This window comes from Citrobacter sp. RHB25-C09 (genome assembly GCF_013836145.1).
Lineage (GTDB): Bacteria > Pseudomonadota > Gammaproteobacteria > Enterobacterales > Enterobacteriaceae > Citrobacter_A.
In genome coordinates, this window is the sequence record NZ_CP057483.1 from 3,636,635 (window position 1) to 3,648,534 (window position 11,900).

General features: G+C 52.3%; 12 protein-coding genes and 1 tRNA gene. 4 read left to right on the top strand and 9 right to left on the bottom strand.

The window, feature by feature from the left end:
- Positions 1-636 precede the first annotated feature (636 nt).
- Positions 637-1,446: a class I SAM-dependent methyltransferase gene (locus HVY19_RS17150; RefSeq protein WP_181681680.1), complete on the top strand. Its 810-nt coding sequence runs from the start codon at positions 637-639 to the stop codon at positions 1,444-1,446.
- A 46-nt stretch (positions 1,447-1,492) separates the two neighbouring features.
- Here HVY19_RS17150 and HVY19_RS17155 read toward each other — a convergent pair.
- Positions 1,493-1,566 (bottom strand) — tRNA-Gly (locus HVY19_RS17155).
- Between the two features lie 79 nt (positions 1,567-1,645).
- Positions 1,646-2,395: an amidase activator ActS gene (actS, locus tag HVY19_RS17160; RefSeq protein WP_181681681.1), complete on the bottom strand. Its 750-nt coding sequence runs from the start codon at positions 2,393-2,395 to the stop codon at positions 1,646-1,648.
- A gap of 214 nt (positions 2,396-2,609) precedes the next feature.
- On the opposite strand from actS, the gene idi reads away from it, so the two are divergent.
- Entirely contained in the window at positions 2,610-3,161 is a 552-nt protein-coding gene (gene idi, locus HVY19_RS17165; RefSeq protein WP_181681682.1) for an isopentenyl-diphosphate Delta-isomerase, read from the top strand.
- A gap of 67 nt (positions 3,162-3,228) precedes the next feature.
- On the opposite strand, the gene lysS is transcribed toward idi, so the two are convergent.
- The 5 genes from lysS to xerD form a co-directional block, all read right to left on the bottom strand.
- Entirely contained in the window at positions 3,229-4,746 is a 1,518-nt protein-coding gene (gene lysS, locus HVY19_RS17170) for a lysine--tRNA ligase (RefSeq protein WP_181681683.1), read from the bottom strand.
- A 9-nt stretch (positions 4,747-4,755) separates the two neighbouring features.
- Positions 4,756-5,854, bottom strand: a protein-coding gene (prfB, locus tag HVY19_RS17175) for a peptide chain release factor 2 (protein WP_181681684.1) whose coding sequence is annotated in 2 segments (ribosomal slippage) — positions 4,756-5,778 and positions 5,780-5,854 — 1,098 coding nt in all. Because the reading frame shifts where the segments join, the coding sequence is not laid out codon by codon here.
- Between the two features lie 90 nt (positions 5,855-5,944).
- Positions 5,945-7,678, bottom strand: coding sequence for a single-stranded-DNA-specific exonuclease RecJ (gene recJ / locus HVY19_RS17180; protein ID WP_181681685.1), 1,734 nt, complete (start codon positions 7,676-7,678; stop codon positions 5,945-5,947).
- A gap of 5 nt (positions 7,679-7,683) precedes the next feature.
- Complete coding sequence (gene dsbC / locus HVY19_RS17185; RefSeq protein ID WP_181681686.1) at positions 7,684-8,397, bottom strand: bifunctional protein-disulfide isomerase/oxidoreductase DsbC; 714 nt, start codon at positions 8,395-8,397, stop codon at positions 7,684-7,686.
- Positions 8,398-8,420: 23 nt separating this feature from the next.
- Complete coding sequence (gene xerD, locus HVY19_RS17190) at positions 8,421-9,317, bottom strand: site-specific tyrosine recombinase XerD (RefSeq protein ID WP_181681687.1); 897 nt, start codon at positions 9,315-9,317, stop codon at positions 8,421-8,423.
- Between the two features lie 100 nt (positions 9,318-9,417).
- On the opposite strand from xerD, the gene fldB reads away from it, so the two are divergent.
- A complete protein-coding gene (fldB, locus tag HVY19_RS17195; RefSeq protein ID WP_181681688.1) occupies positions 9,418-9,939 on the top strand; it encodes a flavodoxin FldB in 522 nt (173 codons plus the stop codon).
- Between the two features lie 49 nt (positions 9,940-9,988).
- Here fldB and HVY19_RS17200 read toward each other — a convergent pair whose 3' ends face one another.
- Both HVY19_RS17200 and sdhE read right to left on the bottom strand, forming a co-directional pair.
- Positions 9,989-10,396 (bottom strand): protein YgfX, encoded by a 408-nt coding sequence (locus tag HVY19_RS17200; RefSeq protein ID WP_181681689.1) that lies wholly within the window; start codon positions 10,394-10,396, stop codon positions 9,989-9,991.
- Complete coding sequence (gene sdhE, locus HVY19_RS17205) at positions 10,377-10,643, bottom strand: FAD assembly factor SdhE (protein ID WP_181681690.1); 267 nt, start codon at positions 10,641-10,643, stop codon at positions 10,377-10,379. Before sdhE ends, HVY19_RS17200 begins: the two co-directional genes overlap by 20 nt.
- A 256-nt stretch (positions 10,644-10,899) precedes the next feature.
- Here sdhE and ygfZ point away from each other — a divergent pair, with 256 nt between their 5' ends.
- Complete coding sequence (gene ygfZ / locus HVY19_RS17210) at positions 10,900-11,880, top strand: tRNA-modifying protein YgfZ (protein ID WP_181681691.1); 981 nt, start codon at positions 10,900-10,902, stop codon at positions 11,878-11,880.
- Positions 11,881-11,900: the final 20 nt, after the last annotated feature.

Below are 11,900 nucleotides of genomic sequence, written 5' to 3' on the forward strand. Positions count from 1 at the left end.
TCCCAACCTAGACATTCACCCTGCACCTGGCACTCGCAACGTATTACAGGGGAGTTTAGATATATCAACTAAGCGCAGGTTAACACTCTGGCCTCAGATAACTATGGCATTTAAGACTACTTAAAGATTCGTAAGGTTAATTAAGATTTTATTAAAATATTTCGATGCCAATAAATTACTTTTGTAATTATTTTAATTGTCTTTCTGAAATCATAGCATAAGGATTTTTACCAAAATATACTTTTACACGCATTCTCTTGTAGCAAGCTATTTTATTAAAAAATATTATATTTATACAAAAACCATAACGTGAGAACTTAATTTATTTACATACTTCTATATGTATATCCCTATTTCCTGTGGCTCTCAGAGATTTCCCTGCCCGCTTTTTGCCTTCCGCCTAAATATAACAGTGGATTATCACCAAACGAATCGGAAAACCGATACTGGAAAAACTCTAAAACGGTAGCCAGTTTTAGTTGACCACCACATTACTGTGTGAAAGGATGATACAAAGGAACTCACGCATATACAAAAAGTGCTGTAATGTGCTAAGAGTACTTATAGAGCAATATAACTTAATTATAGTCCGATCAGCGGATCAATACGGAATCTGGCCAGAGGAGGGTGTCGGCTTTGGAAAATAATAACAGCGTCTATAACTTCTATGAGAGTCACTTTGATGAAGCGAACCGTTGCGCAGGGAATCCATTGGAATTCATCCGTTCTCAGGAGATTATTCAGCGATTTTTAACGCCTTCCCCTATGCTTATCGCTGATATCGCCGGCGCAAATGGTTTTTATTCATTCTGGCTGGCAGAGCAAGGGCACCAGGTACATCTGTTAGACCTGTCCGACAAACATATCGAGCAGGCCAGACAGCGCGGACAACAAAGTGCTGTCACGTTGCAATCATACAACTGTGGCGATGCGCGGCAACTGCCATGGGACGGTAACACATTTGATGTAGTGTTGCTGATGGGAGCATTGTATCACCTGCAGGAAAGCAGTGACCGGATGCAATGCATTAAGGAATGCCTCCGCGTTCTGAAACCCGGCGGCATGGCTATTTTTTCTTATATATCCAGATTAGCTTCGCTGGTGGATGGCTATAAATACCAATTTATAGATGACCCGATGTTTCAACGCATCGTGGAAACCGACCTGCAAACAGGAAACCATGAAAACCCAGAAGGTAAGCCTGACTATTTCACTACTGCTTTTTTTCATACTCCGCCATTAATAATACAGGAACTTCAGCAAAGTGGTTTTCAGGACATCAGGCTGTTCGCCGTTGAGGGGTTTGCCAGCATTATTGATACGGATGAGATAATGCGGGTAGAGGATAAAAAAGCGCTTTTACTTAAGCATTTACGCTTAACTGAGGAGCTTCCTGAGCTGCTGGGTATTTCATCGCATCTGCTGGCAGTCGCAAAAAAGGCCTAAGACAATTGCTATTGATTCAATAAGATAGAGGTGATTCAGAGCTGTCTGGAGCGGGCGAAGGGAATCGAACCCTCGTATAGAGCTTGGGAAGCTCTCGTTCTACCATTGAACTACGCCCGCTTTGGAGTGCGTAAGGCATTATAAACCTTACGCTCTTGATGGCAAGGGACACACGCGCTGACTGGCGATTAATTCGCCGTCAGCATTTTGGCTTACTTCCCTGAGGTGGCAGATAGCGCAGTGGGTCAATCGCCGTCGCCCGATAGCGGATCTGGAAGTGCAGCCGTACCGATGCCGCGTCAGTACTGCCCATCGTGGCAATCTTCTGCCCTGCCTTAACGCTTTGGCCGTTATTCACCAACATCGTGTCATTATGCGCATAGGCGGTAATGTAATCTTCACTGTGCTTGATCATGATGAGATTACCGTAGCCACGGAGCTGATTCCCAACGTAGACCACCTTCCCTGCTCCGGCAGCGTAAATCGGCGTGCCCTGAGGGGCCGAGATGTCGATCCCTTTGTTACCGCCATCAGCGGTGGAATACGGCAAAATCACTTTGCCGCTGGCAGGCCATCGCCAACAACGCTGTCCGACCGGCGGCCAGGAAGACTGTGGTACAGAAGAAGATGGTCTGACCGCCGCCGTTTTTGAGGAGGATTTCTTACTGGATTTGGCAGAGGCCGTTTTCGAACCGGCAAGCTTAAGCTTTTGCCCAACCTCGATGGTATAAGGCGGCGAGATGCCATTCAGACGTGCAAGATCTTTAACGCTGGTGCCCGTCGAGCGAGAAATACGGTAAAGCGTATCCCCCCGCTTAACGGTATAAACGGCGCCAGAATACGATCCGGAATCGGATGATTTATTCCCTGAGCAGCCAGCCAGTAACAGTCCCATACAAAGCAGCATCATAATACTCAGGCGATTTCTTATCAGGCGTCCTGCGCTCAAAACCCTTCCTCTTTATGTAAACCTACGTCATATCATATCAGTCATCATCCGGATGCCAAATTTATTGCATCCGTAAAGAAAAAGAGCCAACAATATTATCCTTTATTTCCATTGCCCGAGGCTTGTTTTGGTAATGCTTTAGCCTGAATTTTGGGCTACGCTGGTTATCAGGTCCGGTGAGTTGCCGGAGCGTTATCGTTTTTCAGGAGTTTTCATGACCGGGGAACACGTCATTTTACTGGATGCGCTGGATATTCCTTCCGGTACGCTGGAAAAGTACGCCGCGCATACTCTGCAAACCCCATTACACCTCGCCTTCTCTTCCTGGTTGTTCAATGCAGAAGGCCAATTCTTAATTACCCGCCGTTCCCTCGCCAAAAAAGCGTGGCCGGGAGTCTGGACTAACTCGGTTTGCGGTCACCCGCAGCAGGGTGAAAACACGGTTGAAGCCATTGTCCGTCGCTGTCGTTTTGAACTGGGCGCTGAAATTGCCGGGTTGTCCTGCGTCTATCCGGAATTTCGCTACCGGGCGACCGACCCGAATGGGATCGTAGAGAATGAAGTTTGTCCGGTATTTGCCGCACGCGTAACGAATGACATACAGATGAATGGCGACGAAGTGATGGATTACCGGTGGAGCGATCTGGAATGTATTTTTCAGGCGCTGGATGCGACGCCGTGGGCGTTCAGTCCGTGGATGGTCATGCAGGCCTCGAATGAAGAAGCGCGTGCCTTATTGCGAGATTATTGCCAAAAAATAGCCTGATAGCGCTACGCTTATCAGGCCTGGTAAACCACGCTGTTGCCGGGCTATTCGCCCGGCATTTCAATGCTTACTTAACCGGACGCATCGCCGGGAAGAGGATCACGTCACGGATGGTGTGGCTGTTGGTGAACAGCATAACCATACGGTCGATACCAATACCCAGACCCGCCGTTGGCGGCAGGCCGTGTTCCAGTGCGGTCACGTAGTCTTCGTCGTAGAACATCGCTTCGTCATCACCGGCTTCTTTCGCGTTAACCTGATCCTGGAAGCGCTGTGCCTGATCTTCCGCATCGTTCAACTCGCTAAAGCCGTTACCAATCTCACGACCACCGATGAAGAACTCAAAGCGATCGGTGATTTCCGGGTTCACGTCATTACGACGCGCCAGCGGGGAGACTTCTGCCGGGTATTCAGTGATAAATGTCGGCTGAATCAGGTGTGCTTCGGCAACTTCTTCGAAGATCTCAGTCACGATACGGCCCAGACCCCAGCTCTTCTCAACCTTGATGCCGATAGATTCAGCAATCGCTTTGGCAGAGTCGAAGTTGTCCAGATCGGACATCTCGGTTTCCGGACGGTATTTTTTGATCGCTTCGCGCATGGTCAGTTTTTCGAACGGCTTGCCGAAGTCGAAAACGTCATCGCCGTAAGGCACTTCGGTTTTACCCAGAACGTCTTGCGCTAGCGTACGGAACAGTGACTCAGTCAGCTCGATCAGGTCCTTATAGTCCGCATACGCCATGTAGAGTTCCATCATGGTGAACTCTGGGTTATGACGCACGGAGATACCTTCGTTACGGAAGTTACGGTTGATCTCGAACACACGCTCGAAGCCACCCACAACCAGACGCTTCAGGTACAGTTCCGGCGCGATACGCAGGTACATGTCCAGATCCAGCGCGTTATGATGGGTGATAAACGGACGCGCAGCGGCACCGCCTGGGATCACCTGCATCATTGGGGTTTCAACTTCCATAAAGCCACGGGCGACCATGAACTGACGAATGCCCGCCATGATCTGTGAACGCACTTTAAAGGTGTTGCGGGATTCATCATTAGAGATGAGATCCAGGTAACGCTGACGGTAGCGCGCTTCCTGATCCTGTAAACCGTGGAACTTATCCGGCAGCGGACGCAGTGCTTTGGTCAGCAGACGCAGTTCGGTGCAATGGATCGACAACTCACCGGTTTTGGTCTTGAACAACTTGCCTTTCGCGCCGAGGATATCGCCCAGATCCCATTTCTTGAACTGATCGTTATAAACGCCTTCCGGCAGATCGTCACGGGCAACGTACAGCTGAATGCGCCCACCCACGTCCTGCAAGGTCACGAAAGAGGCTTTACCCATGATACGACGGGTCATCATACGGCCAGCAACAGACACCTCTACGTTCAGCGCTTCCAGCTCTTCGTTCTCTTTCGCGTCGAATTCAGCGTGCAGTTGGTCTGAGGTGTGGTCGCGACGAAAATCGTTCGGGAAGGCGATACCCTGCTCACGCAGGCCAGCCAGCTTCTCGCGGCGTGTTTTCAGTTCATTGTTAAGATCGGTTACCGCGTCAGCGCCCTGTGCGTGTTGTTCAGACATGTTGGTTCCTCATAACCCTGCTTTCAAACTAGCTTCGATAAATTGATCCAGGCTGCCATCCAGCACGGCCTGCGTATTGCGAGTTTCAACCCCGGTACGCAAGTCTTTAATGCGGGAGTCATCAAGGACGTAAGAACGAATCTGGCTGCCCCAGCCGATGTCGGATTTATTATCTTCCATCGCCTGTTTCTCGGCATTTTTCTTCTGCATTTCCAGTTCATAAAGCTTCGCTTTCATCTGCTTCATGGCCTGGTCTTTGTTCTTGTGCTGAGAACGGTCGTTCTGGCACTGTGTTACAGTCCCAGTCGGGATGTGCGTAATACGTACCGCAGATTCAGTACGGTTAACGTGCTGACCACCCGCACCGGAAGCACGGTAAACGTCAATACGTAAATCTGCCGGGTTGATATCGATATCAATATCGTCATCAACTTCCGGATAAACAAAGGCAGAACTGAACGAGGTGTGGCGACGGCCGCCGGAGTCAAACGGGCTCTTACGCACCAGACGATGAACGCCGGTTTCGGTACGCAGCCAGCCGTAGGCATACTCGCCAGAAATCTTAATGGTCACCGACTTAATCCCGGCGACTTCACCTTCAGACTCTTCGATAATCTCGGTCTTAAAGCCTCGCGCTTCAGCCCAACGCAGATACATACGTTCCAGCATGCTTGCCCAGTCCTGCGCTTCAGTACCGCCGGAACCGGCCTGGATATCGAGATAACAGTCCGCGCTGTCATACTCACCGGAGAACATTCGACGGAATTCCAGCTGCGCCAGTTTCTCTTCCAGCGTATCAAGTTCAGCTACGGCTTCGTTAAAAGTTTCTTCGTCGTCGGCTTCTACAGCCAGTTCCAACAGGCCAGAGACATCTTCCAGCCCCTGAGCCATTTGGTCGAGGGTATCGACAATCGCTTCAAGCGCGGAACGCTCTTTGCCCAACGCCTGTGCGCGTTCAGGTTCGTTCCAGACATCCGGCTGTTCCAGCTCGGCGTTTACTTCTTCCAGACGCTCTTTCTTGGCATCATAGTCAAAGATACCCCCTAAGAACGTTGGAGCGCTCCGTGAGGTCCTGAATGCGGTTTTTTACCGGATTAATTTCAAACATGGTCTGATTTCTTTTATTGGACTTGTCAAAATGCGGTGATAAGAGCGGGATTGTACCCAATCCACGCCCTTTTTTGTAGCTTTACTGACGCTATATTGGCCAGATATTGTCGATGATGATCTGAAGGGAGCGATTGCCGCGAAATTCGTTGATATCAAGCCTGTAAGCCAGTTCCACTTCACGCACGCCGTTGTCCGGCCAGACGGAGGTGTCGACGTTGAACGCAATACCGTCGAGCAGCGGACCGCCGCCGATCGGTTCAACCATGACTTTTAAATGACGTTCGCCCACGATGCGCTGCTGCAGTAGCCGGAAACGACCATCGAACAGCGGCTCAGGGAACATCTGTCCCCACGGACCGGCATCGCGCAGCAACTGCGCCACTTCCATGGTCATCTCCGCAGGCGTGAGCGGACCGTCGGAAACCACTTCACCCTGCAACATCGACGGATCCAGCCATTCGGTCACCAGCTCGCCAAAACGCGCCTGGAACAGATCAAACTTCGCTTCTTCAAGCGATAAACCTGCCGCCATTGCATGGCCGCCGAATTTAATCATCAGCCCCGGATGCAGCGTATCCAACCGCTCCAACGCATCACGCATATGAAGCCCCTGAACAGAACGACCAGAGCCTTTGAGTATGCCCTCGCCTGCCGGAGCAAAGGCGATCACCGGACGGTGAAAGCGCTCTTTGATGCGCGATGCCAGAATGCCGACCACCCCCTGGTGCCATTCCGGATGATACATCGCCAGGCCACCGGGTAAGGTGTCGCGACTGCGCTCCAGCTTCTCGCACAAGGTCAGTGCTTCAACCTGCATCCCCTGCTCGATTTCTTTACGCGTCTGATTTAGCGCATCCAGTTCGTTTGCCAGCATACGTGCTTCGCCGATGTTATCGCACAGCAGCAGCGCTACGCCGACGGACATATCGTCCAGACGACCCGCAGCATTAAGGCGCGGGCCCAGCGCGAACCCGAGATCGCTTGCCACCAGTTTTGCCGGTTCGCGGTTAGCGATTTCCAGCAGTGCCTTAATCCCCGGACGGCAAACGCCAGCGCGAATGCGGCTTAAACCCTGCCAGATCAGGATACGGTTGTTCGCGTCTAGCGGTACAACGTCTGCCACCGTCCCCAGTGCGACGAGGTCGAGATACTCAACAATCTTCGGCGCAACAATGCCACGCGCCTCAAACCAGCCCTTGCTTTTGAGATGATTACACAGCACCAGCATCAGATAGAACGCGACCCCGACTCCCGCCAGCGATTTTGACGGGAACGGACAATCGACGAGGTTGGGGTTCACCATTGCATCGGCATTGGGTAGGGTTTCGCCTGGCAGGTGATGATCGGTAACCAACACGCTGATCCCAAGCGCATGAGCATGATCAACCCCGGCGTGGGAGGAGATGCCGTTATCAACGGTCATGATCATTTGCGCGCCGCGCGCATGCGCCTGATCGACCACTTCCGGGCTTAATCCGTAGCCGTCTTCAAAACGGTTGGGAACCAGATATTCGACGGCGCTACAGCCCATCGCCCGCAGGGAGAGCACGCTTAATGCCGTACTGGTGGCACCATCGGCATCAAAATCGCCAACCACCATGATGCGCAGGTTTTTCTCAAACGCGTCATGCAGCATCTCAACGGCTTTTTCGACCCCGGTCAGCGTTTTCCAGTGCAGCATCCCTTTCAGGCCGCGCTCCAGATCCGCCGCCGTTTTCACGCCGCGACTGGCATACAGACGGCGCAACAGCGGAGGCAGTTCGGCAGGCAATGTCGCCGTCTCGTCGGCCTCACGACGACGAAGTTGTATCTTTTGTCTCACGCGAATTATTTACCGCTGGTCTGTTTTTGATGTGCGTCGAGGAACGCTTTCATCTCTTTCGGTCCCTGGTAACCCGGCACCACATAGCCGTTATTCAGCACAATCGCCGGCGTACCGTTAACGCCAAACTGAACGCCCAGCGCATAATGATTCGCAATGTCTATATCACAGGTCGCTGCTTTCACGCCTTTTCCTGCCATGGCGTCATCAAACGCTTTGTTTTTGTCTTTTGCACACCAGATGGACTTCATATCCTGCTCCGCCTGGCTTTCCAGCCCCTGGCGCGGGAACGCGAGATAGCGCACGGTAATACCCAGCGCGTTATAGTCTTTCATCTCTTCATGCAGCTTGTGGCAATAGCCGCAGGTGATGTCAGTAAACACGGTGATGACGTGTTTTTCCTGTGGCGCTTTATAGACGATCATTTCGTTTTCCAGCGCGGTCAGATGCTTCACCAGCAGTTGGTTAGTGACGTTCACCGGCTGCGCGCCGCTCACATCGTACATCGGCCCCTGGATAATATGTTTACCGTCCTCGGTCACGTACAGAACGCCGCTGTTGGTCAGCACGGTCTTCATTCCGGCAACCGGGGCAGACTGAATATCAGTGCTCTGCACGCCCAGTTTAGTCAACGACTGGCGAATCGCCGCATCGTCCGCATGTGCCATACCGGAAAACGCGGCGGCCAGCAGGGTGAACAACATAAAACCTTTTTTCATAACCTTTCCTGTGCTCTCTACACTCACGCGCGTGGGTGGTGCTGTTGATGAAGTTGACGCAAGCGCTCTGTCGCGACATGTGTATAAATTTGTGTGGTGGAGAGGTCGCTATGACCCAGCAGCATCTGTACCACGCGTAAATCGGCGCCATGATTAAGTAAATGCGTCGCAAACGCGTGACGCAAAACGTGGGGCGACAGCTTTTCGCTATCAATACCCGCTAACACGGCATAGTGTTTAATGCGGTGCCAAAAGGTCTGGCGCGTCATCTGCTGCGCACGCTGGCTAGGAAACAGCACGTCTATCGACACGCCGTTCAGCAGCCACGGACGCCCATGTTCCAGATACGTCTCCAGCCAGTAAACCGCCTCCTCGCCCAACGGGACGAGACGTTCTTTATTGCCTTTACCAATCACGCGAACCACGCCCTGCCGCAGGCTGACATCGCTCATCGTCAGCCCCACAAGCTCAGAGACGCGCAGACCGGTGGCATACAAAATCTCGAGCATGGCTTTATCGCGTAACTCCAGCGGTTGGTCAACCACTGGCGACTGTAATAATCTTTCAACTTGTGCTTCGCTGAGATCTTTTGGCAACCGCTGCGGCAGTTTTGGCGATGCCAGCGTGGCGCTCGGATCGTCAGCGCGAACCTTTTCACGGTAAAGATGCAGGAACAGTCGACGTACCGCGCTCAGAAACCGCGCCGTACTGGTCGCTTTATATCCGCCTTCTTTCCGTTCGGCCAGCAGCGTCTGGAGATCGTCGCTCTGCGCCGTTTCCAGCGATAATTCCCTGCGCGCAAGCCACTCCACCAGCATAGTGAGATCGCGGCGATAGGCGCTCAGCGTGTTTTCGGCCAGGTTTTTCTCCAGCCAAAGCGCATCAAGAAATTGTTCGATGCGTGCAAGATCCTTATCCACATCAGCCCCTTTGGTTCTGCAATCCGCCATTATGACTCAATGGTAAGGGTTTCTGGTACACTACGCGTAATGTCATAGCAAGAATTGAGACGTTTAGGCGATGAATATTGGTCTTTTTTATGGGTCCAGCACCTGCTACACCGAGATGGCAGCGGAGAAAATTCGCGACATCATCGGCCCTGAACTGGTTACGCTGCATAATCTCAAGGATGATGCCCCAGCGCTGATGGAGCAGTACGATGTGCTGATCCTGGGCATTCCGACCTGGGATTTCGGTGAAATCCAGGAAGACTGGGAAGCCGTCTGGAACCAACTGGACGCACTAGAACTCAAAGGCAAAATTGTCGCGCTGTACGGTATGGGTGACCAGTTAGGCTACGGGGAATGGTTCCTCGACGCGCTGGGCATGCTGCATGACAAACTGTCGACCAAAGGCGTCAAATTTGTCGGCTACTGGCCCACTGAAGGCTATGAGTTCACCAGTCCAAAGGCGGTCATTGCTGACGGCCAACTTTTCGTCGGCCTCGCGCTGGATGAAACCAACCAGTACGAACTCAGCGACGAGCGTATTCAGACGTGGTGTGAACAGATACTGGGGGAAATGGCCGAGCTCTATTCCTGAATCCTTAATGCGCACAGACTGACGGTTCTGGCCGTCAGCCTTATTCCACTTATCCCAGCGTTGAGGGCTGCAACATCAGCCGACACAAATCCCGCCACTCCGTCTGATCCATGCTGTCTGCCGCCAGCCATAAATGCTGACGCTTTCCTGTATCTGACCGCAGGCGGAGCATCATGCCACTTTTGATAATCCAGGGCGCGCTCACAATTGACCAGTCACGTCCATGCCAACGTAGTCGCCCGTCCATCAGGAGTTTCACCTCTCCCTGACAGGCGTTGATACGGCGCTGGCTGCGGACACAATCAAAAACGACCAGCGAGAGCAGGATCAGCCAAAGCGGTGTATAGCTAAGCGGCCAGGGCATCAACAGTATTACAGCAGCAACCAGTCCATGAAGCAGCAATGAAAGCCACTGCGCGCGCCATGAGACGCGCAGATCAGATTGCCACAGGACCACGATCCCGATTCCGTGTCTGGATAAGTTTTACCATCTGCTCCAGTTCAGCATCTGCCGGTTTACCGTGATTCATCAGCCAGTTGAATAAATCTGGATCGTCACACTCCAGCAGGCGAATAAAAATACGCTTTTCATCGTCGCTCAACGTATCGTACTCATGTTCGAAAAACGGCATGATGGAAATATCGAGTTCACGCATACCACGACGGCATGCCCAGTGAATACGTGCTTTGTTGTTAATATCCATGTTCTTCTTCCTGTCTCACGAAAATGAACTACCCGGCTATTGTAACGTGTTTTTCATCTTGTTTTTCGGGAATATCCATTCCCGGAAGCGCGATCGCTAATTAAATCCACACCCCGCTTATGGGTTCATACAATCTGGATGACGCCTCGCAAAGCGAAAGATAAGGCACAAATGGGACTATCAAAGCGCTTGCATTGGGCACTGGCTCTTTTACCATTAGTCATTATCACTGCGTTTAGCCAATCAGGACATTATTATGGCATTTACTCCTTTTCCTCCTCGTCAGCCGTCGGCTTCTTCACGTTTGCCTCTGACGCTGATGACGTTAGATGACTGGGCGCTGGCAACAATTACTGGCACTGACAGCGAGAAGTATATTCAGGGTCAGGTGACTGCCGATGTCAGTCTGTTGACCGATCATCAGCACGTGTTGGCGGCGCATTGCGATGCCAAAGGCAAAATGTGGAGCAATCTACGCTTGTTCCGGGACGGCGACGGCTTTAACTGGATTGAGCGCCGCAGCCTGCGTGATGCTCAGCTAACCGAGCTGAAAAAATACGCCGTGTTCTCGAAGGTAGTGATTGCACCCAACGATGAGCGTGTACTGCTTGGCGTGGCGGGTTTCCAGGCGCGCGCCGCGCTGGCGAATCTGTTCAGTGAACTGCCTGATGCCGAAAACCCCGTCGCCCGTGACGGCGCGACAACCGTGCTCTGGTTCGAACATCCGGCCGAGCGCTTCCTGCTGATTACCGATGTTGCCACAGCAGAATCGCTGACCGATAAGCTACGCGGTGAAGCAGCGCTTAATAACAGCCAGCAGTGGCTGGCGCTGGACATTGAAGCTGGCATCCCGGTGATTGATTCAGCAAACAGCGCACAGTTTATTCCGCAGGCGACCAACCTTCAGGCGCTGGGCGGTATTAGCTTCAAAAAAGGCTGCTATACCGGCCAGGAAATGGTGGCTCGCGCGAAATTCCGTGGCGCGAACAAGCGCGCGCTGTGGTGTCTGGCGGGTAAAGCCAGCCGTGTACCGGAAGCCGGTGAAGATCTGGAAATGCAGATGGGGGAAAACTGGCGTCGTACCGGCACTGTGCTTGCTGCGGTGCAACTGGACGATGGGCAACTACTGGTGCAAGTGGTGATGAACAACGACATGGAGGCCGAAAGCGTATTTCGCGTCCGTGACGATGCCAATACGTTGCATATTCAGCCGCTACCCTATTCGCTGGAAGAGTGATATTGAGCCGGCTGGCGGCT